Source organism: Pseudoxanthomonas koreensis (assembly GCF_041890415.1).
Taxonomy (GTDB): Bacteria; Pseudomonadota; Gammaproteobacteria; order Xanthomonadales; family Xanthomonadaceae; genus Pseudoxanthomonas; species Pseudoxanthomonas koreensis_A.
Genome location: NZ_CP169056.1, coordinates 1,889,322 through 1,914,427, shown reverse-complemented (window position 1 = coordinate 1,914,427; position 25,106 = coordinate 1,889,322). Strand labels below are relative to the sequence as shown.

The 25,106-nt window shown below is 70.0% G+C and carries 22 protein-coding genes; 13 read left to right on the top strand and 9 right to left on the bottom strand.

What is annotated here, in order from left to right; all coding sequences use genetic code 11:
* Window positions 1-498: 498 nt before the first annotated feature.
* Complete coding sequence (pstS, locus tag ACEJ41_RS08800; protein ID WP_374014103.1) at window positions 499-1,485, bottom strand: phosphate ABC transporter substrate-binding protein PstS; 987 nt, start codon at window positions 1,483-1,485, stop codon at window positions 499-501.
* Window positions 1,486-1,801: 316 nt separating this feature from the next.
* Between pstS and ACEJ41_RS08795 the strand changes: the two genes are divergently transcribed.
* Window positions 1,802-3,100: an OprO/OprP family phosphate-selective porin gene (locus tag ACEJ41_RS08795; RefSeq protein ID WP_374011906.1), complete on the top strand. Its 1,299-nt coding sequence runs from the start codon at window positions 1,802-1,804 to the stop codon at window positions 3,098-3,100.
* On the opposite strand, the gene nth is transcribed toward ACEJ41_RS08795, so the two are convergent.
* From nth to ACEJ41_RS08780, 3 genes are read right to left on the bottom strand one after another with little or no spacing between them, the layout of a single operon-like run.
* The gene (gene nth, locus ACEJ41_RS08790) at window positions 3,090-3,872 is read right to left on the bottom strand and encodes an endonuclease III (RefSeq protein WP_374011905.1); all 783 of its coding nucleotides are present in this window, start codon (window positions 3,870-3,872) and stop codon (window positions 3,090-3,092) included. The genes ACEJ41_RS08795 and nth overlap by 11 nt on opposite strands.
* Window positions 3,869-4,240 carry a hypothetical protein gene (locus ACEJ41_RS08785; RefSeq protein WP_374011904.1) on the bottom strand — a complete coding sequence of 124 codons (372 nt, stop codon included), beginning with the start codon at window positions 4,238-4,240 and terminating at the stop codon, window positions 3,869-3,871. Before ACEJ41_RS08785 ends, nth begins: the two co-directional genes overlap by 4 nt.
* A gap of 14 nt (window positions 4,241-4,254) precedes the next feature.
* Window positions 4,255-5,037, bottom strand: coding sequence for an enoyl-CoA hydratase-related protein (locus ACEJ41_RS08780; RefSeq protein WP_374011903.1), 783 nt, complete (start codon window positions 5,035-5,037; stop codon window positions 4,255-4,257).
* A 175-nt stretch (window positions 5,038-5,212) separates the two neighbouring features.
* Here ACEJ41_RS08780 and ACEJ41_RS08775 point away from each other — a divergent pair, with 175 nt between their 5' ends.
* The 3 genes from ACEJ41_RS08775 (at window position 5,213) to ACEJ41_RS08765 (ending at window position 7,794) form a co-directional block, all read left to right on the top strand.
* Window positions 5,213-5,914: an FKBP-type peptidyl-prolyl cis-trans isomerase N-terminal domain-containing protein gene (locus ACEJ41_RS08775; protein WP_374011902.1), complete on the top strand. Its 702-nt coding sequence runs from the start codon at window positions 5,213-5,215 to the stop codon at window positions 5,912-5,914.
* Window positions 5,915-6,106: 192 nt separating this feature from the next.
* Window positions 6,107-6,877 carry an NUDIX domain-containing protein gene (locus ACEJ41_RS08770; protein ID WP_374011901.1) on the top strand — a complete coding sequence of 257 codons (771 nt, stop codon included), beginning with the start codon at window positions 6,107-6,109 and terminating at the stop codon, window positions 6,875-6,877.
* A complete protein-coding gene (locus tag ACEJ41_RS08765) occupies window positions 6,874-7,794 on the top strand; it encodes a sulfurtransferase (RefSeq protein ID WP_374011900.1) in 921 nt (306 codons plus the stop codon). Before ACEJ41_RS08770 ends, ACEJ41_RS08765 begins: the two co-directional genes overlap by 4 nt.
* Window positions 7,795-7,804: 10 nt before the next feature.
* Here ACEJ41_RS08765 and ACEJ41_RS08760 read toward each other — a convergent pair whose 3' ends face one another.
* Window positions 7,805-8,584 (bottom strand): enoyl-CoA hydratase/isomerase family protein, encoded by a 780-nt coding sequence (locus ACEJ41_RS08760; protein ID WP_374011899.1) that lies wholly within the window; start codon window positions 8,582-8,584, stop codon window positions 7,805-7,807.
* Between the two features lie 182 nt (window positions 8,585-8,766).
* Here ACEJ41_RS08760 and ACEJ41_RS08755 point away from each other — a divergent pair, with 182 nt between their 5' ends.
* Complete coding sequence (locus ACEJ41_RS08755; RefSeq protein ID WP_374011898.1) at window positions 8,767-9,660, top strand: universal stress protein; 894 nt, start codon at window positions 8,767-8,769, stop codon at window positions 9,658-9,660.
* Between the two features lie 31 nt (window positions 9,661-9,691).
* Here the strand turns inward: ACEJ41_RS08755 and ACEJ41_RS08750 are convergent, their stop codons facing one another.
* Both ACEJ41_RS08750 and uvrA read right to left on the bottom strand, forming a co-directional pair.
* Window positions 9,692-10,117 carry an acyl-CoA thioesterase gene (locus ACEJ41_RS08750; RefSeq protein ID WP_374011897.1) on the bottom strand — a complete coding sequence of 142 codons (426 nt, stop codon included), beginning with the start codon at window positions 10,115-10,117 and terminating at the stop codon, window positions 9,692-9,694.
* Entirely contained in the window at window positions 10,114-13,053 is a 2,940-nt protein-coding gene (gene uvrA / locus ACEJ41_RS08745) for an excinuclease ABC subunit UvrA (protein ID WP_374011896.1), read from the bottom strand. The genes ACEJ41_RS08750 and uvrA overlap by 4 nt, the downstream gene beginning before the upstream one ends.
* Before the next feature lie 217 nt (window positions 13,054-13,270).
* Between uvrA and rplU the strand changes: the two genes are divergently transcribed.
* From rplU to obgE, 3 genes are all read left to right on the top strand, one after another.
* Window positions 13,271-13,591 (top strand): 50S ribosomal protein L21, encoded by a 321-nt coding sequence (rplU, locus tag ACEJ41_RS08740; protein WP_374011895.1) that lies wholly within the window; start codon window positions 13,271-13,273, stop codon window positions 13,589-13,591.
* A gap of 12 nt (window positions 13,592-13,603) precedes the next feature.
* A complete protein-coding gene (gene rpmA, locus ACEJ41_RS08735) occupies window positions 13,604-13,864 on the top strand; it encodes a 50S ribosomal protein L27 (RefSeq protein WP_374011894.1) in 261 nt (86 codons plus the stop codon).
* Between the two features lie 165 nt (window positions 13,865-14,029).
* Window positions 14,030-15,106 carry a GTPase ObgE gene (gene obgE / locus ACEJ41_RS08730; RefSeq protein WP_374011893.1) on the top strand — a complete coding sequence of 359 codons (1,077 nt, stop codon included), beginning with the start codon at window positions 14,030-14,032 and terminating at the stop codon, window positions 15,104-15,106.
* Between the two features lie 114 nt (window positions 15,107-15,220).
* On the opposite strand, the gene rpsT is transcribed toward obgE, so the two are convergent.
* Window positions 15,221-15,490 (bottom strand): 30S ribosomal protein S20, encoded by a 270-nt coding sequence (gene rpsT / locus ACEJ41_RS08725; protein WP_374011892.1) that lies wholly within the window; start codon window positions 15,488-15,490, stop codon window positions 15,221-15,223.
* 134 nt (window positions 15,491-15,624) lie between these two features.
* Between rpsT and murJ the strand changes: the two genes are divergently transcribed.
* The 5 genes from murJ to ispH are packed head-to-tail and all read left to right on the top strand — an operon-like array spanning window position 15,625 to window position 22,691.
* Complete coding sequence (gene murJ, locus ACEJ41_RS08720; protein ID WP_374011891.1) at window positions 15,625-17,229, top strand: murein biosynthesis integral membrane protein MurJ; 1,605 nt, start codon at window positions 15,625-15,627, stop codon at window positions 17,227-17,229.
* Window positions 17,230-17,287: 58 nt separating this feature from the next.
* Window positions 17,288-18,328 (top strand): bifunctional riboflavin kinase/FAD synthetase, encoded by a 1,041-nt coding sequence (locus ACEJ41_RS08715; RefSeq protein ID WP_374011890.1) that lies wholly within the window; start codon window positions 17,288-17,290, stop codon window positions 18,326-18,328.
* A gap of 5 nt (window positions 18,329-18,333) precedes the next feature.
* Complete coding sequence (ileS, locus tag ACEJ41_RS08710) at window positions 18,334-21,180, top strand: isoleucine--tRNA ligase (protein WP_374011889.1); 2,847 nt, start codon at window positions 18,334-18,336, stop codon at window positions 21,178-21,180.
* Window positions 21,181-21,182: 2 nt separating this feature from the next.
* The gene (lspA, locus tag ACEJ41_RS08705) at window positions 21,183-21,692 is read left to right on the top strand and encodes a signal peptidase II (RefSeq protein WP_374011888.1); all 510 of its coding nucleotides are present in this window, start codon (window positions 21,183-21,185) and stop codon (window positions 21,690-21,692) included.
* Window positions 21,693-21,740: 48 nt separating this feature from the next.
* Window positions 21,741-22,691: a 4-hydroxy-3-methylbut-2-enyl diphosphate reductase gene (gene ispH, locus ACEJ41_RS08700; RefSeq protein ID WP_374011887.1), complete on the top strand. Its 951-nt coding sequence runs from the start codon at window positions 21,741-21,743 to the stop codon at window positions 22,689-22,691.
* Between the two features lie 29 nt (window positions 22,692-22,720).
* Here ispH and ACEJ41_RS08695 read toward each other — a convergent pair whose 3' ends face one another.
* Window positions 22,721-25,045, bottom strand: coding sequence for a DUF3772 domain-containing protein (locus ACEJ41_RS08695; protein ID WP_374011886.1), 2,325 nt, complete (start codon window positions 25,043-25,045; stop codon window positions 22,721-22,723).
* Window positions 25,046-25,106: the final 61 nt, after the last annotated feature.

Here is a 25,106-nt window from a genome sequence, read left to right as displayed (position 1 = left end):
CGGCTCCTACAACGGGGATGAGGTACAGACACGCCGAAGACGTGGACGTGCGGGTGTGTCGTGGCAGCGGCCATGGATGGCCGCGGTAGCGAGTGCGCACAGGGATGTGCGCCCGAGCGGTCACGCCACTTGCTCCATCCCCCCGGCCGGACGACGGCCATCGGTTTATCGATGGCTCGGCTTCGTTTGCGAAGGTAACGGCGCGCGCAAACCGCGCATCCCATTACCGCCGTGTGCGCTGCACTCCTGTAGGAGCCGGCCTTGCCGGCGACCGCGATGCAGGCTGCGGCATCGCGACACACCACCCTACGCCGCGGTCGCCGGCAAGACCGGCTCCTACAACGGGGAGGAGGTACAGACATGCCGAAGACGTGGATGTGCGGGTGTGTCGCGGTAGCGAGTGCGCACATGGATGCGCGCCCAGGCGGTCACGATTGAATGGAAAAGGCGCGGACCCTCCGGTCCGCGCCCGCGGTGCTCAACGTGGTGGCGACGCCCTCAGTACTTCATGTTCTGCGCCCAGTAGGCCTCGATCTGGCTGACCAGGCTGTCGGGCAGCGGCACGTAGTCGAGCTGCCGCGCCTGCGCATCGCCGTTGGCGTACACCCACTGGAAGAACGTCTTCGCATCGCGCGCGCCTGCCAGGTTCTTCGGCTGCCTGTACATCAGGATGAAGTTGGTCGCGGTGATCGGCCACGCCTGCTCGCCCGGCGCATTGGTCATCACCAGGTGGAAATCCTTGCTCGCACCCCAGTTGGCGCTTGCCGCCGCCGCCGCGAAGCTCTCCTGCGACGGCTGCACGAAGCGACCGGCAGCATTCTTCAGCGCGATGTGGGACAGCTTGTTCTGCAGCGCATAGGACAGCTCCACATAGCCGATGCCGCCCTTGATCTGCTTGACGTATGCGGCCACGCCCTCGTTGCCCTTGCCGCCGATGCCGGCCGGCCACTGCAGCGAGGTGCCTTCACCGACCTTGCCCTTCCACTGCGGACTCACCTTGGACAGGTAGTTGGCGAAGTTGAACGTGGTCCCGGAACCATCCGACCGGTGGACCACGGTGATCCTGGCATCGGGCAACGCCAAGCCAGGGTTGAGTGCCGCGATCGCCGGGTCGTTCCACTTGCCGATCGTGCCCAGGAAGATGTCGGCCAGGGTGGCGCCATCCAGCTTCAGCGCCCCGGGTGCGATGCCTTGCACGTTGAGGATCGGCACCACGCCGCCGATCACCGACGGGAACTGCACCAGGCCGGATTTGGCCAGGTCCTCCGGCTTGAGCGGCGCATCGGAGGAGCCGAAATCCACCGTGCCGGCCTTGATCTGGGCGATGCCACCGCCCGAGCCGATGGACTGGTAGTTGACCCGCTTGCCGGTGGCCTGCGTGTAGTCGGACGACCACCTGGACATGACCGGGTAGATGAAGGACGCGCCCGCACCGGTCACGTCGTTGGCGTGGACGGCGGGGATGGCCGCGGAAAATGCAACCAGTGCGGCGGCAACGCGGGACTTGAGTCTGGAGTTCACGGGGTGCTCCTGTAGGCAGAATGCAGGGTGCGGATGCGGGACGCCGCATCCATCGCCGGCCATTGCATCGCCAGCGGGTGACAGCAGCGCGACTGCCGGGTGACACGGCGATGACAGGCGCAACCGGCCTGGTCGCGGCGAAGAGGTGTGGACGCCGTCGCGGTCACAATTCCGTCATCCTGCCGACGCCTGCCTGTCAGATTCCGTCGGCAATCTGCGCGGCGTCACGACGGACCTCGACGGCCGTCTCCCGCCCGAACGCCACTACCCGGAGATATCCATGCGCCAGTCCCACCTCGCCCTCGCCCTTGCCGCCGCGTTGGGCACCCTGGCTCCATTCCACGCGATCGCACAGGACAGCGGCGAACTGGCCCAGCTCAAGGCCCAGCTGGCCGCACTGCAGGCCAAGGTCGCCGAGCTGGAGACACGTACCGATGCCCAGTCCGACATCAATGTCGATACCCGGCAGACGATCGACAAGATCACCGCGACCACGCCCAAGGTCGAGACCAAGGGTGGCCTGAAGGTCACCTCGCCGGACAAGAAGTTCGAAGCCTCGCTCGGCGGCCGCATCCACTTCGATGCCTATGCCTTCGACCGCGACCTGGCTGCGACCACCGGTACCAGCGAGTTTCGCCGCGCGCGCCTGACCCTGGCCGGCAAGGCGCTGGGCTGGGATTACAAGCTGGAGCAGGATTTCGCCGCGGGCAGCAACCTGGACGGCCTGCGCGATGCCTACATCGCCACCGGCTTCGCCGGCGGCAAGGTGACCATCGGCCACTTCAAGCCGTACCGCTCGATGGAGGAGCTGACCAGTTCCAACGAACTGCTGATGATGGAGCGGCCCTTCGCTTCGGCCACCGGCCTGTTTGGTGGCCGACAGTTCCAGCAGGGCATCGGTTACCAGCGTGGCGGCGGCAACCACACCGCCGGGTTCACGGTGTTCAACCTGCGCGGTGCCTCGGGCAGCCGCAACGAGGGCATGGGCGCTGCCGGCCGGGTCACCTTCGCCCCGATCAACATCGACAGCAGCACCTTGCATTTCGGCGGCTGGGTCAGCCACGAGAACGCCAACCGCGGTTCGGCCGACCTCACCGCCAGCGCCAACTATGCCGGCCGCCGCGGACCGGGCCAGGCGATCGCCACCACCACCGGCGCCAGCCGCAACACCGTCACCGCCTATGGCCTGGAGGCGGCCGGTGCGTTCGGCCCGGCGTTCTTCCAGGGCGAATACGTCAATGCCAGCTTCGGCCAGCCCGGCGGTGCCGACCAGGACGTGGCCACCTGGTACGTGCAGGGCAGCTGGATGCTCAACGGCGGGCACAAGGGCTACAAGCCCGCCACCGGCGTGTTCGCCTCGCCCAAGGTCGCCGGCAAGGGCCTGTGGGAGTTGACCGCGCGCTACGACACCATCGAGAACAAGGACATCGTCGACCGCGAGGTGAGCAGCACCATCCTGGGCGTGAACTACTACGTCAACCCGAACCTGCGCTTCATGTTCAACTACACCCGCGGCGACAACGAGTTCACCGGCGACCAGACCGGCCAGTACGCGCTGCGCACCCAGTTCAGCTGGTGACGCCTGGCCGGTCCGGATCATGTGCGCCCGCCACGGCGGGCGTCTTGTCCGGATACCGGCACAGGTCGCGGATCACGCATTGCGGGCAGTCGGGCTTGCGCGCCTTGCACACGTAGCGCCCGTGCAGGATCAGCCAGTGGTGGGCGTCGTGGAGATATTCGTCCGGCACCGCGCGCAGCAGCCCGTCCTCGACCGCGCGCACGTCCTTGCCCGGGGCCAGCCCGGTGCGGTTGGACACCCGGAAGATGTGGGTGTCCACGGCGATCGTCGGCTCGCCGAAGGCGGTGTTGAGGACCACGTTGGCGGTCTTGCGGCCCACGCCGGGCAGCGCCTCCAGCGCCTCGCGCCCGTGCGGGACCTCGCCGCCGTGCCTGTCCAGCAGGATCTTGCAGGTGGCGATGATGTTCGCCGCCTTCGCGTTGTACAGGCCGATGGTGTTGATGTATTTCTTCAGCCCGTCCTCGCCCAGGGCCAGGATCGCCGCGGGCGTGTTGGCCACCGGGAACAGCCGGCGCGTCGCCTTGTTGACGCCCACGTCGGTGGCCTGCGCCGACAGCGCCACCGCCACCAGCAGTTCGAACGGCGTCGAGTATTCGAGCTCGGTGGTCGGATGCGGATTCAGTTCGCGCAGGCGCGCGAACAGTTCATCGATCTGGGCGGGTTTGAGCCGGCTGCGGCGGGCGCGCGGCTTTGCTTTCGACGCTGGCGTGCGGGCGGTACCTGCCTGTGTCGCTGCCGCGGGCCTGGCCCCGGATTTGCGCGGGGCGCTCATGACGCATGGCCTCCGCCCGCCTTGGCCCGCGCACGGGCCAGCGCCGCCGCGGCCGCGGGCGGCAGGGCAGGCGGTGCGCGATCGGCCACCATGGCAGGCGCGGCAGGTATGCGCCTGCGGGCTTCGCGCTCGGCGGCGAGCCGGGCCAGGCGTGCCTGCCGGGTGCGATGCCGGTCGCGCGCGGCCCAGGCCTGGCGCAGTCGATCCTGGGCCTGGCGCAGGGGAACATGCCGCTCGGCGTCGGGCTGGATCTCGAATTCCATCAGCCCGGCCTGGAGCGCGCCATCGACGTCACCGGCGGCCAGCAGCGCCAGCAGCCGCTGGCCCAGGTCGTCAGCGGGCGCGCTGGCGTCGGACGCGTGGGTCATGGCCGGGTGCTCGCTCAACGATTGCGGAACTGCGGCTTGCGCTTTTCGAGGAAGGCGGCAGAGCCTTCGCGCATGTCCTCGCTGGCGAACAGCAGGCCGAATCGCGCTGTCTCGAACTGCAATCCTTCCTCGATCGGGCACTCGCCACCGGCCAGGACCGCATCGAGGATCCCGCGCAGCGCCAGCGGTGCGGCTGCGGCCAACTGGGCCGCCACGCTCATGGTTTCGGCCTCCAGCTCGGCGGCAGCCACCACCCGGTTGACCACGCCAAGCTGGAGCGCGCGGGCGGCGTCGATGGGCGTGCCGAGCAGGCACAGCTCCAGTGCTGCGGCGCGCCCGGCCAGGCGCAGCAGGCGCTGGGTTCCGCCGAAGCCGGGGATCAGGCCCAGGTTCACTTCCGGCTGGCCCAGCCGTGCCATGTCGGCGGCGATGCGCAGATGGCAGGCCATGGCCAGCTCCAGCCCGCCACCCAGCGCGTAGCCGTTGACCATCGCGATGACCGGCTTGGGCAGGCGCTCGATCCGGCGCATCAGGCGCTGGCCCAGCGTGGAAAATTCATGGGCCTGGATTGGCGTGAGTGCGGCCATTTGGGCGATGTCGGCACCGGCGACGAACGCCTTGGGGCCCGCTCCGGTCAGCACCACCACCCGCACCTGCGGGTCGTCCGCGGCGGCGGCGAAGGCGGCGTCCAGCGCCTCCAGCGTATCCCGGTCGAGGGCATTCAGGCGTTCGGGGCGGTCGATCGTGAGTACGCGCACGCTATCGGCGTCGCGGCGCTGGACGGGGCTGGCCGTCATGTAGGGAACTCCTGGCTGAATCGATCCTGGGCGGGCCGCAACGGGCGGAACTTCCGCCCTGGGAGACGGTCGGAACGTGTCTGGCCACGCTGGCGGGCCGCCGGTGCGCCGGCTATCCTATCGCGTCCGCCATGGCCGGGGCCCCCCGGCAATTCCTTCTTCGGAGAAGAACTAGATGAAGTTGCGCCCGATCGCAGTTGCTGTCGCCGCCCTGTTTGTGGCCGGCGGCGCCCTCGCCCAGGACACCACGTCCGAGAAGGGCAAGCTGAGCTATTACTTCGGCTATGACTACGGCAACAACCTGACCGAGCTGGTCGACCGTGGCGAGCAGTTGGACGTCAACTCGGTGGTCAAGGGCCTGCAGGACGCGTTGGGCAAGAAGGAGCCGGCGATCAGTGCCGAACTGCTGCGGCCGGCGCTGGAGGCCTTCCAGAAGCGCGAGCAGGCCCGTGCCGAACAGGCCAAGGCGCAGTACGACAAGGCCGCCGCCGAGAACAAGACCCGCTCCGACCAGTTCCTGGCCAGCTACAAGGGCCAGGCTGGCGTGAAGACCCTGCCCAGCGGCGTGCCGTACAAGGTGCTCGAGAATGGCACCGGCGCCAAGCCGACCCAGGCCAGCAACGTGCAGCTCGAGGTCGCCGGCCCGTACCCGTTCGGCCAGAGGCCGGAGCAGGCGCGTCCTGCCCAGCAGATCCCGGGCATCAAGGTCAGCGAAGTGGAGATGGCGGCGATGCGCGACGTGCTGCTGCAGATGCCGGCTGGCTCCAAGTGGGAAGTGGCGCTGTCGCCGGACAAGGCCTATGGCGCCGATCCGCGCACCGGCTTCCCGCCGAACGTGGCGGTGGTGTTCGAGATCAAGCTGGTGGCGATCAAGTAGGCCAGCGGGTCCAGCCGGCTTTTCCAGCCGGCTCTTCCAACGGACTCCTCCAGCAATACCCCTGCGCCGGCTTCCATGCCGGCGCAGTCGTTTCCGGGCTGCGCATTCCGCGCTACGCTCATTGGCCATGCCAGCGCCCGCGTGCACAGCTTGCAATTCCCTCCTGCCGGTCCGGCCCCGTCCAGCCCCTGCGTGGGTGCCTGCCGCCTGGATGCCGGCGGCATCTGCGGCGGTTGCCTGCGCAGCAGCACGGAGATCGCGCAGTGGCCGCGGTTGGGCGATGCCGCGCGCCGGCAGATGATGGACACCGTGCTGGCCGGCCGCACCCGCGATCGCTACCGCTTCCTGGGCGCGCTGCAGGAACGCCATGCATTGCGCGCCGTGCTGCATCCGCTGCAACGTCCTCCGGCCGGGCACGGCTGGAACCGCAGCGAGCTGGACGACCTGCTGCCGCCATCACCGCTGGCCGAGGCCGCGGTCCTGGTCGGGCTGGTGCCGCGTGCCGGCGCGGGCACCCAGGTGCTGCTGACCCTGCGCACCGACACCCTGCGCCAGCATGGAGGCCAGGTCAGCTTTCCCGGCGGCAGGATCGAACCGGCCGACGCCGGCGCGCTGGCCGCCGCACTGCGCGAAAGCCATGAAGAGATCGCCCTGGATGCACGCCAGGTGGCGCCGCTGGGCTACCTCGATCCGTTCCTGACCAGCAGCGGCTTCCGGGTGACGCCGGTGGTGGCCGCGGTCGATCCGGACTACGTGCCGCGCCCGGATCCGGGCGAGGTGGCCGACGTGTTCGAGGTTCCGCTGGACTACCTCATGGCCGCCGAACACCTGCGCCAGGTGCATATCCACTACGCCGGCCGGCCGCGCAGCGTGCTCGAATACGACTGGCCGGGCCGGCGCATCTGGGGCGCCACCGCGGCGATCCTCTACAACCTGAGGCGACGCCTGGAGGAGGGCGCATGAACCCCGTGCACTGGACCACGCTGGTGGATGTCGATGTGCTCGCCGCGGCGCTGGGCATCCACGCACTGAACCTGGTGGATGCGCGCGCCATCTCCGCGCTGGCCGCCGCCAGCCACGACCTGCGCCTGCTCGATGCACGCGCCACGCTCAGCGATCCATCGGCCGGGCGCGCGGCATTCGACGTCTCGCACATTCCAGGTGCCGTGCATGCGGACCTGGACCTGCAGCTGTCCGACCACGCGCGTCGCGGCCACGGGCGCCACCCGTTGCCGGATGCCGCCGCGTTCGCGCGCACGGTTGGCGGCTGGGGCATCGGCCCGGCCCACCAGGTGGTGGTGTACGACGCCGGCGATGGAAGCATGGCGGCCGCACGCGCATGGTGGCTGCTCACCCTGCTGGGCCACCAGCGCGTGGCCGTGCTCGATGGCGGGCTGGCTGCCTGGCGCGCCGCCGGCCTGCCGGAAACGGCCGCCACCGACCGCCCGCCGCCGCTGCCGCCGTATCCGTGCAGCACTTACGCCGCTGCACGCATCGCCACTGCCGCGCAGGTGCAGGCGCGCCTTGGCCAGGCGCCAGGCTGGCTGCTGGATGCACGCGGCGCGGAGCGCTTCGCCGGCCAGGTCGAACCGATCGACCCGGTGGCCGGGCACGTGCCCAGCGCGGTCAACCGGCCTTTCCCGCTGAACCTGCACGATGGCCGTTTCCGCCCGGCGGCCGAGCTGCGCGCCGAACTGCTCGATGCCCTGCGCGGGCATCCGCCGTCGGAGGCGGTGCTGATGTGCGGGTCCGGCGTGACCGCCTGCCACCTGCTGCTGGCGATGGAGCATGCCGGGCTGGGAGGTGCGCAGGTATTCGCCGGGTCATGGAGTGGCTGGATCGAGGATCCTTCGCGGCCGGTGGCCACCGGCCCGGCCTAGCGGCGGACGATCAGGCTTTTCCGAGCCGGGCCAGCAATGCGTGCAGGCCGGCCTGGGTGTCGGGTGCGTACCAGGCGTCGATGAAGCGGTCCAGGTGCAGGTGTTCCGGGTCCAGTGCGCGCACCAGGTCCGCGCGGGCCAGCGCGCGGGTCTGCAGCATCGGTGCGCGCGGCAGCTGCAGCAGCGGTTGCAGCCAGGCCAGCGCACGCGGGATCACGTCGTCCGCGGCGGCCAGTTCGTCCACCAGCCCGATGTGCAGGGCTTCATCGGCCGGCACCATGTGGCCGGCGACCAGCAGGCGCTCGGCGCGATGCCGGCCGACCACGCGGCGCATCAGCTGCTGGGCGCCATCGGGCACCGCCAGGCCGACCCGGGTTTCGTTCATGCCGATGCTGAAGGGCTTGTCCGGGTCGGCGCACCGCGCCATCACCCGGTAATCGCAGCACAGCGCCAGCACGCAGCCGCCGGCCGGGGCATGGCCGGTGATCGCCGCGACCACCGGGATGCGCAGCCCGGCCAGCGCACGTGCTGCGCCGAAGAACGCGCCCCAGGCCGAACGCAGCGCAGCCCGGTCCTCGCCCAGCGCAAGCAGGTGCGGCACATCGAGCCCCGCCGAGAAGATCCCCGGCAACCCCGAGACCACCACCGCATCGGCGCCTTCCGCCTGGGCGGCGTCCAGCGCGCCGATCAGGGCGCGGCACAGGCCGGGGTCCAGTGCGTTGACCGGCGGTCGCGCCAGGCGCAACTCGCGGATGGGGCCATGGTCGAGAGGCTGTACGTATGACGTCATGGACACGACTGCCTGCGTGGACACGGATTCATCATAGGCCGGTCGTACACGCTGCGCTGGCCCGCCGCGCGCGTCCACCGGCATGCCTGCAGTCCGCGTGCTGTGCCGGCTACCGCCGGCCGCGGCCGGCAGGTAAGGTGGATCCGGGCGCCGATCGGCGCGCACAAGGAACACGCACGCACATGCACGCATCGGCATCAGGCACCCCACGCCGCATCCTGTTGGCCACCGACCTGGCTCCGCGCAGTGACCGCGCGCTGGACCGGGCGCTGCAGCTGGCCCGTGCCTGGGGCGCGGAGCTTGTGGCCGCCACCGTGGTCGAGGAAAACGCCGCCGAGGCCTGCGCCATGCTGCTGCCCGATCCGCCGGCCTGGTACCGCGCGGAGGATCCGCTGCACCGTGCCGAGCGCCTGCTGCACCAGGCCATCGCCGAGCACGATGTGCCGGTCCGGGTGCGCGTTGCCGAGGGCGATGCCGCCGCGCAACTGCTGGAGATCGCGCGCGAGGAAGGCTGCGGCCTGGTGATCACCGGGGTTGCGCGCCAGGAAGGGCTGGGCCGCATCGTGCTGGGCTCCACGGTGGACCGGATCGTGCGCCGTTGCCCGGTGCCGGTACTGGCCGTGCGCGGCCGCACCCACGCGCCCTACCAGCGCATGGTGGTGGCCAGCGACTGGTCGGAGGCTTCGGCCACCGCGATGCGCACCGGCATGGCCCTGTTTCCCGACGCCAGCCCGGTGCTGCTGCATGGCTACGACGTGCCGCGCGCCGGGCTGCTGGATGTCGCGCGCGACGAAGCGATCGCGGCCGCGGCCGAGCAGGCGCAGGAACAGGCCCGCGTCTTCCTCGAACAGGTGCGCCCGCCTGCCGGCGCCGACAGCGTGCCGGTGGTGGCCGAGCGCGGCGATCCGGCGCTGCTGCTGACGGTGTACGCCCACCAGTACCCGGTGGACCTGGCGGTGGTGGCCAGCCGCGACCGGCCGCCGTTGTCGGAGCTGGTCCTGGGCAGCACCGCGCGGCGACTGCTGGAGGCCTCGCCGGTGGATACGCTGATGGTGCCCGGGCCGGGCGAGGGTTGAACCGCCGCGGCGCAGGCCGCTTTCGTCCCGCTCAGCTGCAGGCTGCGCGGATGGCGTCCGGCAGTGGTGCGCTACGCCCGCTGCGCGTATCCATCCACACCACCACGACGTGGCCATCGGAATAGAGCACGCTCTCGTCCTTCAGGCTGGTGATGCGATGGCCGATGGTCACGCTGCTGCTGCCCAGCCGCTCGACGAACAGCTCCACCACGATGTCGTCCGGCCACACGATCGGTGCGCGGTAGTTGACATGGGTGGCCGCGACCACCGGGGCGACCGCGTCATTCATCGACACGCCCGACACGCCCGGTACGTCCAGCATCCAGCGCACCCGCGCCTCTTCCAGGTAGGAGATGTACTTGGCGTTGTTGACGTGGCCCATGGCATCCATGTCGCGCCAGCGCACGGTCATCGGCACGCGCGCCAGCAGCCTGGGCGTGGGCGCTGGCGTGGTCATGGAGCGGCCTTCCTGGCCTTCTTCGCAGCGCTCTTGCGTGGCGGCAGCACCGCCGGGCGGGCGGTGGCGGCCGGCTTGCTGCCGCGGGCGGGCCGGGCATCGGGCAGCAGCCGGGCCAGGAAGCGGCCGGTATGCGATGCCGGGTTGGCGGCCACGTCCTCCGGGGTGCCGGTGGCGATGATCTGGCCGCCGCGGTGCCCGCCCTCCGGGCCCAGGTCCACGACCCAGTCGGCGGTCTTGATCACGTCCAGGTTGTGCTCGATCACCACCACCGTGTTGCCTTCGTCGCGCAGCCGGTGCAGCACGCCGAGCAGGTGTTCGATGTCGTGGAAGTGCAGGCCGGTGGTGGGCTCGTCCAGGATGTAGAGCGTGCGTCCGGTATCGCGCCGCGACAGTTCCTTGGACAGCTTGACCCGCTGCGCCTCGCCACCGGACAGGGTGGTCGCGCTCTGGCCCAGCTTGACGTAGCTCAGGCCCACGTCGACCAGGGTTTCCAGCTTGCGGGCGATGGCCGGGACCGGCTCGAACAGCTGCAGCGCATCCTCCACGGTCATCTCCAGCACGTCGTGGATGTTGTGGCCCTTGTACTGGATGTCCAGGGTTTCGCGGTTGTAGCGCTTGCCGTGGCAGACGTCGCAAGGCACGTACACGTCGGGCAGGAAGTGCATCTCGACCTTGATCAGACCGTCGCCCTGGCAGGCCTCGCAGCGGCCGCCGCGCACGTTGAAGCTGAAGCGCCCGGGCGAATAGCCGCGCGCGCGCGCTTCGGGCACCTGCGCGAACAGCTCGCGCAGCGGGGTGAACAGGCCGGTGTAGGTGGCCGGATTGGAGCGCGGGGTGCGCCCGATCGGCGACTGGTTGATGTCCACCACCTTGTCGAACAGGTCCAGGCCCTCGACCTCGCGGTGCGGTGCCGCGGTGTGCGAGGCGCCGTTGATCTCGTTGGCCGCCAGCGCGTAGAGCGTGTCGTTGACCAGGGTCGACTTGCCCGAGCCCGATACGCCGGTGATGCACGTCATCAGCCCGGCGGCGATGTCCAGGTCCACGTCCTTGAGGTTGTTGCCGCGCGCGCCGCGCAGGTGCAGGGTCATCTTCGGGTCGGGCCGGTGGCGCTGCGCCGGCACCTCGATGCGGCGCTTGCCCGACAGGTACTGGCCGGTGAGCGAGCGCGGCGCGGCCAGGATGTCGTCCAGCAGGCCTTCGCCGACAACTTCGCCGCCGTGCACGCCGGCGCCGGGGCCGATGTCGAGGATGTGGTCGGCGGCGCGGATCGCATCCTCGTCGTGCTCGACCACGATCACGGTGTTGCCCAGGTCGCGCAGGCGCACCAGGGTGCCGAGCAGGCGCTCGTTGTCGCGCTGGTGCAGGCCGATGGACGGCTCGTCGAGCACGTACATCACACCCACCAGGCCGGCGCCGATCTGGCTGGCCAGGCGGATGCGCTGGGCCTCGCCACCGGAGAGCGTGTCGGCCTTGCGTTCCAGGGTGAGGTAATCGAGGCCGACGTCGACCAGGAAGCCCAGCCGTTCGTTGATCTCCTTGACGATCTTGGTGGCGATCTCGCCGCGCCAGCCGGCCAGGTTCAGCCCGCGGAAGAACGCCAGCGCCTCGTCCACCGGCAACACCACCAGCTCGGGCAGCGGCCGCTCGGCGACGAATACGTTGCGCGCGGCACGGTTCAGGCGCGCGCCGCCGCAGTCAGGGCAGGGGCGCTGGCTGATGTACTTGGAAAGCTCCTCGCGCACCGCAGGTGATTCGGTGTCGCGGTAGCGGCGCTCGAGGTTGTTGATGATGCCCTCGAAGCGGTGCTTGCGCTGGGTGCGCCCGCCGGCCTCGGTGAGGTAGGTGAAGCCGATCGCCTCCTCGCCGCTGCCGTACAGCACGGCTTCGCGCACCGCCTCGGGCAGGGCCTGCCATGGCGTGTCCACGTCGAAGCGGTAATGCTTGGCCAGCGAGTTGATCAGCTGGAAGTAGTAGGCGTTGCGCCGGTCCCAGCCGCGCACCGCACCGGCCGCCAGCGACAGCGCCGGATGGGCCACCACCCGCGCCGGGTCGAAGAATTCGGCCACGCCAAGGCCATCGCAGGACGGGCAGGCGCCCATCGGTGCGTTGAACGAGAACAGGCGCGGCTCCAGGTCCGGCAGCGAGTAGTCGCACACCGGGCACGAATACTTGGACGAGAACAGCTGCGGCGGCGCGTCGGGGCGGTCCAGCGAGACCACGATGGCCATGCCGTCGCCCAGCTTGAGCGCGGTCTCGAACGACTCGGCCAGGCGCTGCTTGATGTCCTCGCGCGGGCGGAAGCGGTCGATCACCGCCTCGATGGTGTGCTTCTGGCGCAGGGTCAGCGCCGGCACCGCGTCGATCTCGTGCAGCTCGCCGTTCACCCGGACCCGCACGTACCCCTGCGCGCGCAACTGTTCGAACACCTGCACGTGCTCGCCCTTGCGCTCGCGCACCACCGGCGCCAGCAGCATCCAGCGCTGCTCCCGCGTTTCCTCGGCCTGGCCCAGCGCCAGCACGTGATCCACCATCTGGCCCACGGTCTGCGCCTCCAGCGGGTAGCCGTGATCGGGGCAGCGCGGGATGCCTACCCGCGCGTAGAGCAGGCGCAGGTAGTCGTAGATCTCGGTGATGGTGCCCACGGTGGAGCGCGGGTTGTGCGAGGTGGACTTCTGCTCGATCGAGATGGCCGGCGACAGGCCCTCGATGGTGTCCACGTCCGGCTTTTCCATCACGCTGAGGAACTGCCGGGCATAGGCCGACAGCGATTCCACGTAGCGGCGCTGGCCTTCGGCGTAGATGGTGTCGAACGCCAGCGAGGACTTGCCCGAGCCGGACAGCCCGGTGATCACGATCAGCCGGTTGCGCGGCAGGTCGATGTCCAGATTCTTGAGGTTGTGGGTCCGCGCGCCGCGGATCTTGATGCTGTCCATCAGTGGGGGGGTCTGCGGAAGCCAATGGGCCAGCCTAGCGGACTGCCCGATCTGTGGGCAAACCGCCACGGCGCAAGGGCCGGTGCCCGGCCCGGCCCGGGGTGGCGCAGCCGCTGGTCAGGTTGACCCGGACTTGTCCCGGGACATACAATTCCGCTTCTGTCCGCCCCCGAGGGCGTGGCAGGCGACCACAATAACAACAGAGGAATGCCTGGTCATGTACGCAGTTCTGGTAACCGGCGGTAAGCAATACCGCGTGGCGCAGGGCGAATCGCTCCGCGTCGAGAAGCTCGAGGCCGATGCCGGCAGCGAGATCAAGTTCGACAACGTCCTGCTGCTGGGTGACAGCGACGGGATCAAGGTCGGCGACGCGCTCAAGGGCGCCAGCGTCACCGCCAAGGTGGTCGGCCACGGCCGCGCCGACAAGATCCGCATCATCAAGTTCCGCCGCCGCAAGCACCACATGAAGCGGCAGGGGCATCGCCAGCATTACACCGAAATCGAGATCACCGGCATTGCCGGTGGCGACAGCAAGTAAGGAGAAGCAGTCATGGCACATAAAAAGGCTGGTGGTTCGACCCGCAACGGCCGCGACTCCAACCCGAAGTACCTGGGCGTGAAGCTGTTCGGCGGCCAGGCCGTCGAAGCCGGCAACATCATCGTGCGCCAGCGCGGCACCCAGTTCCATCCGGGCGCCGGTGTCGGCCTGGGCCGCGACCACACCCTGTTCGCGCTGGTCGACGGCAAGGTCGAGTTCGGCATCAAGGGCGCGACCAAGCGCCGCACCGTCAGCGTCGTCGCCGACGCCTGATCGCCGCGCAGCCGCGCCTGGCGCGGCCCGGTCACGCCGGCAGTGATGCAGCGAAGGCCCCGCTCCGGCGGGGCCTTTCGTTTCGTGGCGCCGGACCACTGTTGCGATTCCGGTTACCCTTCCCGCGATTCCACATCCCATTCAAACGCCTCCGGTCCCCGCCCCATGAAACTCGTCGACGAAGCAGAAATCGAAGTCATTGCCGGCAATGGCGGCAATGGCTGCGTCGGCTTCCGGCGCGAGAAGTTCATCCCCATGGGCGGGCCGGACGGCGGCGATGGCGGCAACGGTGGCAGCGTCTGGCTGGTTGCCGACGAGAACCTCAACACCCTGGTGGACTTCCGCCACGAGCGCAGTTTCCGCGCCCAGCGCGGGCAGAACGGCATGGGCCGGCAGATGTACGGCAAGGGCGGCGAGGACAAGGTGATCAACGTGCCGGTCGGCACCGTGGTCACCAACGTCGATACCGACGAGGTGATCGGCGACCTCACCCGGCATGGCGACCGCCTGCTGGTGGCCCGCGGCGGCAAGGGCGGGCTGGGCAACATGCACTTCAAGAGTTCGATCAACCGCGCGCCGCGCCAGGCCCTGCCCGGCGAGCCGGGTGAACAGCGCAGGCTGAAGATGGAGCTGAAGCTGCTGGCCGACGTGGGCCTGCTGGGCTTTCCCAACGCGGGCAAGAGTACGTTCGTGCGTGCGGTGTCCGCGGCCACGCCCAAGGTGGCGGACTACCCGTTCACCACGCTGTATCCCAATCTGGGCGTGGTCAGCATCGAGCCGCACCGCAGCTTCGTGATCGCGGACATCCCCGGCCTGATCGAGGGCGCGGCCGATGGCGCCGGGCTCGGTGCCCAGTTCCTGCGCCACCTGCAGCGCACCCGGCTGCTGCTGCACCTGGTGGACATCGCGCCGATGCCGCTGGAAGGCGGTGCCGGCGGTGCCGAGGATGTCTCTCCCGTGGCCCAGGTGCGCGCCATCGAGCACGAGCTGGGCAAGCATGACCCTGAGTTGCTGGCCAAGCCGCGCTGGCTGGTGCTGAACAAGGCCGACCTCATGTTCGAGGACGAGGCGGCCCAGCGCGCCGCTGAAGTCGTGGCCGAACTGGGCTGGACCCAGCCCTGGTACCTGGTTTCGGCGCTGGGCCGCGAAGGAACCTGGCCGATCATGCTCGAGATCCAGGCATTCCTGGACCGGCTGCGCGCGGCGCAGGCCGATGAGCAGGCCGCCGGACAAACCGATTGATCAGGTCGGGCCGGCCCGGGCCGGCCCGGGCCGGACACGACAAAAGGCCCGGAGCAATCCGGGCCTTTTGTTTTCATGCCGATGCGCGGGCGGCCGCGGGGCCGCGTCGCGGGATCAGGCGGCGGCCAGCGCCTTGATGCGGGCGTTCAGGCGGCTCTTGTGGCGGGCGGCCTTGTTCCTGTGGATCAGGCCGCGGGCGCTCATGCGGTCCAGCAGCGGCTGGGCCGACTTGAAGGCTTCCTGCGCGGTTGCCGCGTCGTTGGCGTCGAGGGCTTTGATAACCTTCTTCACGGCGGTGCGGAGCATCGAGCGCTGGCTGGTGTTGCGCTGGTTGCGCACCACGGTCTGCTTGGCGCGCTTCTTGGCGGACTTGATGTTGGCCACAGTGGAATCCTGGAAACGGGTGATGAATTGAACGGCAATGCCCGGCAATTGCCGGTGCACGGGAAAGTGAAGAAGGAAATTATGGTGGATTCAGGGACTTGCGTCAACCGGCCCGGCGCTCCGCGGAGCCCGGCGTGAGCGCGCCCGAAGAAGAGGGCGCCGCGCCGGCGACGCGGCGGCAGCGCCGGCCCGGGCTGCTGCGTTCCACCGCGGTGTTCAGCGCCATGACCCTGCTGTCGCGGGTGGCCGGTTTTGCCCGGGACATGCTGCAGGCCACCCTGTTCGGCACCGGCGGGGCGATGAGCGCGTTCATCGTCGCCTATCGGGTGCCGAATTTCCTGCGCCGGGTATTTGCCGAGGGCTCGATGGCGATGGCCTTCGTGCCTGTGCTCAACGAGATCCGCGAGCGTGGCGACCGCGCGGCGCTCAAGTCCTTCATCGACCACATGGCCGGGGCGCTGTGCGCGGTGGTGATGGTGACTTGCGCGCTGGGCATCCTGGCCGCGCCGTTGATCGCACGCCTGTTCGCGCCGGGCTGGGCCGAGCAGCCGGAACTGCTGGCGCTGACCGCGCAGATGCTGCGCATCACCTTCCCGTACCTGCTGTTCATCTCGATGATGGCGCTGGCCGCATCCATCCTCAACAGCGACGGGCACTTCGGGCTGCCGGCGTTCACCCCGGTGCTGCACAACCTGACCATGATCGCGGCGATGCTGTGGCTGGCGCCGCGCTTCGATGTGCCGCCCAAGGGCCTGGCCTGGGGCGTGCTGGCCGCGGGCTTCCTGCAGTTGATGCTGCTGTGGCCGGCGCTGGGCCGGCTCGGCCTGCGGCCCAGGCTGCGCCCGGGCTTCGGCCATGCGCAGGTGCGCAAGGTCGGCCGCCTGATGCTGCCCACGCTGTTTTCCTCCTCGGTGGCGCAGTTGAACCTGCTGGTCGGCACCGCGTTCGCCTCGGTGCTGGCCGCGGGCAGCATCGACTGGCTGTATTACTCCGACCGGCTGATCGAGTTCCCGCTGGGCCTGTTCGGGGTCGCGCTGGGCACGGTGATCCTGCCGCACCTGTCGCGCCGCCACGCGGCCGAGGATGCGGCCGGCTACAACACCTCGCTGGACTGGGGCCTGCGGATGGCGCTGCTGGCCGGCGTCCCGGCCGGCCTGGGCCTGCTGCTGCTGGCCGAGCCGATCACCGCAACGGTCTACAACTACGGCCGCTTCACCGCCTTCGACACGCGCATGGCCGCGGTCAGCCTGGGTGCGATGAGCCTGGGCGTGCCGGCCTTCATGCTCAGCAAGGTGCTGGCGCCGGCGTTCTACGCCCGCCAGGACACCCGCACGCCGATGCGTGCGGCAATCTGGACGGTGGCCGCCAATGTCGTGCTGACCGTGGCCATCGTCACGCCGCTGTGGCGATCGGGCGTGCAGGGCAGCCATGGTGGCATCGCCCTGGCCACGGCCCTGGCCGGCATGGTCAATGCGTGGCTGCTGTGGCGCGCGCTGCGCCGCTCCGGGGTGTACCGCCCGCAGGATGGCTGGGGACGGTTCGCCCTGCGCCTGGGCGTGGCCTGCCTGGTGATGACCGCCGTGGTGCTTGCGGCGCGCGGCTGGATCGGCGACTGGACGGCCATTGCCGGGGCCCCGGCGCGGGTGGGCTGGCTGCTGGCCGCCATCGCAGCCGGCGCATGTGCCTACGGCGCGGCGCTGCTGGTGCTGGGGCTGCGCCCGCGGCACCTGCGGCATTGACGCGGCGGCGCAGCGGGCGGCCCCGGGCCGGGCGCACCCGCTATACTGCCGTGCTCCTATGAACAGGCTATTTCGCGACGTCGACGGCGGTCCGGTGTGTGCGGGCGGCAGCGTGGTCTGCATCGGCGCCTTCGACGGCCTCCACCTGGGCCACCGGGCGCTGGTGCGGCATGCGGTGGCGCGTGCGCGATCGCTGGGCCTGCCCGCCGTCGCGTTGAGCTTCGAGCCGCTGCCGCGCGAGTTCTTCGCCCGCGACAATCCACCGCCACGCCTGACCCTGCCGCGCGACCGGGTCGGCGGCCTGTTCGGCCTGGGCATCGACCATCTGGGCCTGCTGCGCTTCAACGCCGCGTTGGCGGCGATGCCCGCGGAAACCTTCGTGCGCCAGGTGCTGGTCGGGCGCCTGGCCGCGCGCGAAGTGTGGATCGGCCCGGGGTTCGGCTTCGGCCATCGCCGTGGTGGCGACCTGGCCCTGCTGCAGGCGATGGGCCGCGAGCTGGGCTTCGTCGCCGATGCGATCACGCCGGTCCAGGTCCAGGGTGAGCGCGTTTCCAGCACCCGCATCCGCGAGGCACTGGTTGCCGGCGACTTCGGCCGTGCCGCTGCGCTGCTGGGCCGCCCCTATGCCATCTGCGGGCGCGTGGTGCGGGGCCGGCAGCTTGGCCGCACCCTCGGCTTCCCTACCGCCAACCTGCGCTTCCCGCGGACCCCGGCGCTGTCGGGCATCTACGCCACCCTGGTGCATGGCGCCGGGCCGCGGCCCTGGCCGGCGGTGTCCAGCTTCGGCACCCGGCCCACGGTCGATGGCATGGAGCCTCTGCTCGAGGCACACCTGTTCGACTTCTCCGGCGACCTGTACGGGCGCCACCTGGAAGTGGAGTTCGTGGCCCGGCTGCGCGATGAGGAAAAATTTCCGGGGCTGCCGGAAATGACCGCGCAGATGCACCGTGATGCGGCGCAGGCGCGTGCGATCCTGTCCGCGCACGCCGAGGCCGCGCGCGCGGCCGCCCCGGGGAGGGCCGGCACCGAGCATGACCATTCCCCGCAATCGCCCGCGCCGACCGGCGCGGATTCCCTGAAAGCCGCAGTGCGACGGTAGACACCGTGACCCAAGACTACAAAGCCACCCTCCATCTGCCGGCCACGGATTTCCCGATGCGCGGCGACCTGCCCAAGCGCGAGCCCGACACCCTGGCGCGCTGGGAGGCCGACGGCCTGTATGCGCAATTGCGCGCCAACGCCAAGGGGCGGCCGCTGTTCGTGCTGCACGACGGCCCGCCCTATGCCAACGGCGCAATCCACCTTGGCCATGCGGTCAACAAGATCCTCAAGGACATCATCGTCAAGTCGCGCTATCTGGCCGGCTTCGATGCGCCGTACATCCCGGGCTGGGACTGCCACGGCCTGCCGATCGAGATCGCGATCGAGAAAAAGTACGGCAAGGTCGGGGTCAAGCTGGACGCCACCGAGTTCCGGCAGAAGTGCCGCGAATACGCCCAGGCCCAGATCGAGATCCAGCGCAAGGATTTCAAGCGCCTGGGCGTGATCGGCGACTGGGACAACCCGTATCGCACGCTCGATTTCAGCTACGAGGCCGGCGAGATCCGCGCGCTGGCCCGGATCGTCGACAACGGCCACCTCACCCGCGGGGTGAAGCCGGTGCACTGGTGCTTCGACTGCGGCTCGGCCCTGGCCGAGGCCGAGATCGAATACCAGGACAAGACCAGCCCGGCGGTGGACGTGGCCTACGCCGCGCGCGATGCGCAGGCGGTGGGCAAGGCGTTCGGCGTGCAGGTGCCGGCCGATGTCGAGGTCGCGATCCCGATCTGGACCACCACGCCGTGGACGCTGCCGGCCTCGCTGGCGATCTCGCTGGGTCCGGACCTGGACTACGCGCTGGTGGAGGGTCCCCCCCGCGATGGCCGCCGCCGCTGGCTGGTGCTGGCCGAGGCCCTGGCCGAAGGCGCGCTGCAGCGCTACGGCGTGGCCGGCGTGAGCCTGCATGGCAAGGCCAAGGGCGCCGCGCTGGAGCACCTGGGGTTTGCGCATCCGTTCTATGACGCACGCGACATCCCGGTGCTGCTGGGAGGTCACGTCTCTGCCGAGGACGGCACCGGCGCCGTCCACACCGCGCCCGGCCACGGCCAGGACGACTACGTGGTCGGCAAGGCCTACGGCCTGATCGACCGCTACGACGCGGCCGAGCTCAACCCGGTCGATGGGCGCGGCGTCTACCTGGCGTCCACCCCGGCCGCACACGGGACCGAACTGGCCGGCCAGCACATCTGGAAGGCCAACGACGCCATCGTCGAGGTGCTCAGCGCCAGCGGCGCGCTGCTCGCATCGACCAGGCTGGAGCACGCCTATCCGCACTGCTGGCGGCACAAGACCCCGATCGCGTTCCGGGCCACGCCGCAGTGGTTCATCTCGATGGACCAGGCCAACCTGCGCGCCGACGCACTGGCGGCCATCGGCACGGTGAAGTGGTACCCGGAGTGGGGCAAGGCGCGCATCGCCACCATGGTGGAGGGACGCCCGGACTGGACCATTTCGCGCCAGCGCACCTGGGGCGTGCCGATCGCGCTGTTCGTGCACCGCCAGACCGGCGAGCCGCACCCGCGCAGCAGCGAACTGATGCGCCAGGTGGCCGACCGCGTGGAGCAGGGCGGGGTGGACGTGTGGTACTCGCTGGACCCGGCCGAGCTGCTGGGCGACGAGGCCGCCGATTACGACAGGATCACCGACATCCTCGATGTCTGGTTCGATTCGGGCGTCACCCACGAGAACGTGCTGCCCGCGCGTGGCCTGGGCAAGCCGGCCGACCTGTACCTGGAAGGCAGCGACCAGCACCGCGGCTGGTTCCAGTCCTCGCTGCTGACCGGCATCGCGATCGACAAGGCCGCCCCGTACCGGCAGTGCCTGACCCACGGCTTCACCGTGGACGAGCACGGCCGCAAGATGTCCAAGTCGCTGGGCAACGGCATCGAGCCGCAGGACATCATGAAGACCCTGGGCGCCGACATCCTGCGCCTGTGGATCGCCTCGGCCGACTACAGCAACGAGATGTCGCTGTCGCAGGAGATACTCAAGCGCAATGCCGATGCCTACCGCCGGATCCGCAATACCGCGCGCTTCCTGCTGGCCAACCTGCATGGATTCGAGCCGGCGCGCGACCTGCTGCCGCTGGAGGACATGGTCGCGCTGGACCGCTGGATCGTGCACCGTGCCTGGGAGGTGCAGCAGAAGATCATCGCCGCCTACGACCGCTACGATTTCGCCGCCATCGTCCAGGCGCTGCTCAACTTCTGCAGCGTGGACCTGGGCTCGCTGTACCTGGATGTCACCAAGGACCGCCTCTACACCATGCGCGAGGATTCGCGCGGGCGGCGTTCGGCGCAGGGCGCGATGTACCACGTGGTCGAGGCGTTCGTGCGCTGGATCGCGCCGGTGCTCAGCTTCACCGCCGACGAACTGTGGGGCTATCTGCCGCGCCAGACCGGGCAGGGCGAGCGCGAGGCCAACGTCCTGTTCGCCACCTGGTACGAGGGCCTGGCGCCGCTGCCGGAGAACGCCGAACTGGGCGCTGCCGACTTCGAGCGCCTGCTGGCCCTGCGCGAGCAGGTGGCCAAGGTGCTGGAGCCGATGCGCGCCAACGGCCAGATCGGCGCGGCGCTGGAGGCGGAGATCACCCTGACCGCCGGTGCCGACACCGCCGCCCACCTGCAGCCGCTGGCCGATGAACTGCGCTTCCTGTTCATCAGCGGCGACGTCTCGGTGGTGCCGGCACAGACCGAGGACATCTTCGTCAGCGCCCAGCCGACCACCACGGCCAAGTGCGTGCGCTGCTGGCAGCACCGTGCCGACGTCGGTTCGGTGACGGCACATGCCGGGCTTTGCGTGCGCTGCGTCACCAACATCGAGGGCGCCGGCGAAGAGCGCCGGTGGTTCTGAGCATGGCCCGGCCCAAACCCGATGCGCTGGCCTGGCTGCTGCTGTCGGCAGTGGTGATCGGCCTGGACCAGTGGAGCAAGGCCTGGGTGCTGGCCAGCCTGCCCGAGTACACGGCCGTGCCGGTGATTGAGGGCTTCTGGAACTGGTATCGCACCTACAACACCGGCGCGGCCTTCAGCTTCCTGGCCGATGCCGGCGGCTGGCAGGTGATCTTCTTCACGGCGCTGGCCTTCATCATCTGCGGGCTGCTGGGCTGGTGGCTGTCGCGCACCGCCCGCAGCGACTGGCGCCAGGCCCTGCCGTATGCGCTGGTCATCGGCGGCGCGCTGGGCAACGTGATCGATCGCCTGGTCCACGGCCATGTGGTCGACTTCATCCAGTGGCACTGGCGCGAGCACTACTGGCCGGCGTTCAACCTGGCCGACTCGGCGATCGTGGCCGGCGCGGTCGGGATCGCCCTGTTCGGCGTGTTCGACGGGCGCAGGCGCAGCGGGCAGGGCAAGGCCGGATAGGCCGCCGCCGCGCCCGCCCCGGCGGACATGTCCGGTAGACTTCCCCCCATGGATGTCATCCTCGCCAATCCCCGCGGTTTCTGTGCCGGTGTCGACCGGGCCATCGAGATCGTCAAGCGCGCCATCGAGACCCTGGGCGCGCCGATCTACGTGCGCCACGAAGTGGTCCACAACCGTTTCGTGGTCGATGACCTCAAGCAGCGCGGCGCGGTGTTCGTCGAGGAACTGGACGAAGTGCCGGATGGTGCAACGGTCATCTTCAGCGCCCACGGCGTTGCCCGCGCCGTGCGCGAGGAAGCGGACCGCCGTGCACTCAAGGTGTTCGACGCGACCTGTCCGCTGGTGACCAAGGTCCACTTCGAGGTCGCCCGGCATTGCCGCGCCGGTCGCGACGTGGTCCTGATCGGGCACGCCGGCCATCCCGAGGTCGAGGGCACGATGGGGCAGTGGAGCCGCGAAGGCGGTGGCGGTGCCATCCACCTGGTCGAGGGCGTGGACGATGTCTCCACCCTGCACGTGGAGCAGCCGGAGAACCTGGCCTACACCACCCAGACCACGCTGTCGGTGGATGACACCCGCGGCATCATTGAAGCCCTGCAGGCGCGCTTTCCTGCAATCCAGGGGCCGAAGAACGACGACATCTGCTATGCCACCCAGAACCGCCAGGACGCCGTGCGCGAGCTGGCGGCCCGCTGCGACCTGGTGCTGGTGGTCGGTTCGCCCAACAGCTCCAATTCCAACCGCCTGGCCGAACTGGCGCGGCGCGAGGGCGTGGAGTCCTACCTGATCGACGGCGCCCAGGAGATCGACCCGGCCTGGGTGGCGGGCAAGCAGCACGTCGGCGTGACCGCCGGTGCGTCGGCGCCGCAGGTGCTTGTGGACGGGGTGATCGCGCGCCTGCGCGAGCTTGGCGCGGCGGGCCTGCGCGAGCTGGACGGCGAGCCGGAGAACATGGTGTTCGCCCTGCCCAAGGAATTGCGCCTGCGCATGGTGGACTGAGCGCAGGCCCCACGCATCCGCGGCGTGGATCAGACCATGCGGATGTTGAGTTCGCGCAAGCGTCGCAGCAGCTCGAACATCACCGCGCTGCGTGCCGCCGCCGCCAGCCGCGGCGTGGCCACGAAGCCGGTGGCGCTGAAGATCACCCGGCCCTGGTCGATGCCGTCGATAAGCACCGACGGCGCCGGCGCGTCGAGGATGCCCGGATGGGACTGGAAAGCCTCCAGCAGCAGCGCGCGCACCAGGTCGGCGTCGGTGCTCAACGGCATCGGCAGCACGATCTTCACCAGCCCCTCGGCATTGGAATAGGTGCGGTTGCGCACCGTCTTGGTGATCAACTCGGAATTTGGCACCAGCACCGTGGTGCGGTCGCCGGTCTGGATTTCGGTGGCGCGCACGTTGATCCGGCGGATGTCGCCCTCGGCGTCGCCCACCACCACCCAGTCGCCCACCTTCACCGGGCGCTCGGCCAGCAGGATCAGGCCCGAGATGAAGTTCTGCACGATTGCCTGCAGGCCGAAGCCAATGCCCACCGACAGCGCGCTGGCGATCCAGGCAATGCGCTCCAGGCTCACGCCGATCGCGGCCAGCGCCATTGCCAGCGCCAGCACCATGCCGGCGTAACCGATCAGCGTGACCACCGAGGCACGCATGCCCTCGTCCATCTTGGTGGTGGGCAGATAGCGCCGCGCCAGCCAGCGCTGGAACAGTTGCAGCACCGCGCATGCCAGCGCGAACACCAGCAGCGCCCGGCCGATGCTGCGCGGGCTCAGCACCAGTTCGCCCACCGTCACCCCGCGGGCCAGCGCCATGGCCCGGCCGACCAAGTCATCGCCGCTGGCCCCGTAGGGCGCGACCAGCACCACCAGGGCCGCCAGCGCCACGCCGATGCGCAACGCCATCGACAGCACCACCGCCGCCTGGTCCACCCGCTGTGCCTGGATGCCGAAGTGGCTGCTGAGGCGCCGCCCTGCCGCGCCGCGCGAGGTCAGCACCGCGCACACCAGGTCGTCGATGAAGCGCATTGCCAGCCACGCCGTGGACACCACCACCGCGGTCCACAGCATCTGCGCGGCCACGAATGCCGACAGCGCCACGTATCCGGTGAGCAGCCCCAGCACGCAGATCGACACACCGATCCAGCCCACCACCACGGCGGCGTTCATCCAGGGCCGGAAGTGGATGCGGCAGGCTTCGTCCGGGTCTTCGCCGGCCGCTTCGGCGGCCAGTTGTGCGCGACGCTGCAGGCGCTTGACGCCCAGCATCGCCGCAAGCGCCACCGCGGTGGTCAGCACTGCGCCCATGGCCGTGATCGCCACCGTCAATGCAAGGCTGGCGTTGGCGTGGCTGCCGATCCACTGCGCCAGCGCCGCGGCGGCCATGGCCAGTGCAGCCAACAGCGGATAGGGACGCAGCGTGCGTGCGGCGACGTCGGAAATGGCCGGAAGCCGCCAGCTCGGCCGTCGCACCGCCAGCAGGACCATGCCCAGCGCGACCACGAACGCGACATATACCGTCAGCCCCACCACCTGCCGCGACAGCGCATCCACCCGCGCTGAAACCGGAAGCGGGAGCAGCGCATCACGCAGCAGCATGGCGGCCAGCAGGGCGGCCAGCGTCGCCAGCAGCAATCGCGCCACCGCCGGTGCCGAACGCCGCAGTGGCCCCGCCGGCACGCGTCCTGCCACAAGTCCAGGCACCCAGCGCCGCGCCAGCAATCGCGCAAGCAGGATCACCAGCGCCGCGAGCAGCGCCGCCCCGCCGGCACGCACGGGGTGGGCGGCCCAATGCGCGACCACCGCCTGGCGCAATTCGCCGGCCAGGCCGCGCAGGCGTGCGCGATCACGCGGCGCACTGCCGGCAAGCGCATCCCAGAAGCGCATCCGCCAGGGTGCCGTGGTGCGTGCGGACAAGGTGTCGTGGAAGCGCTGCTGGCGCGTGCCGGCGATGCGGTCGAGCAACTGGCCGCCTTCGACCACGCTCAGCCGCGCCTGCCGCAGCTGCGCATCCAGTGCATTGCGTCGCGACTGCAGGGTTTCGCGTTGCCGGGTGACGTCGCCGCTTTCCGCGCCCGGGTCGCCGGGACGCTCGCCCAGTTCGGCCAGGCGTGCGTCCAGGCTGTCCAGTTCAGGCGCGCGCTCGTCGATGAACTGCTGTGACCGCGCCTGGATCTTCAGCGTGGTTTCGCGCGCGGCCACCAGCGCCGCATCATCCGGCTGCCGTTCAAGCTGTGCACCGACCTGCTCCAGCGTGCTGCGACCCTGCTCGATGGTGTCGTCCTGGGCAACGGCGTGCGCCGCAACCATGGCGAGCAGCAGGGTCAGGGGCAGGCGGAGCAGGTAGCGATGGCGCATGGGCGGGGCAGGGGCCGGATGGAGCGGCCAAGTTAGCACCGACCGCGTGACTGCAACGATG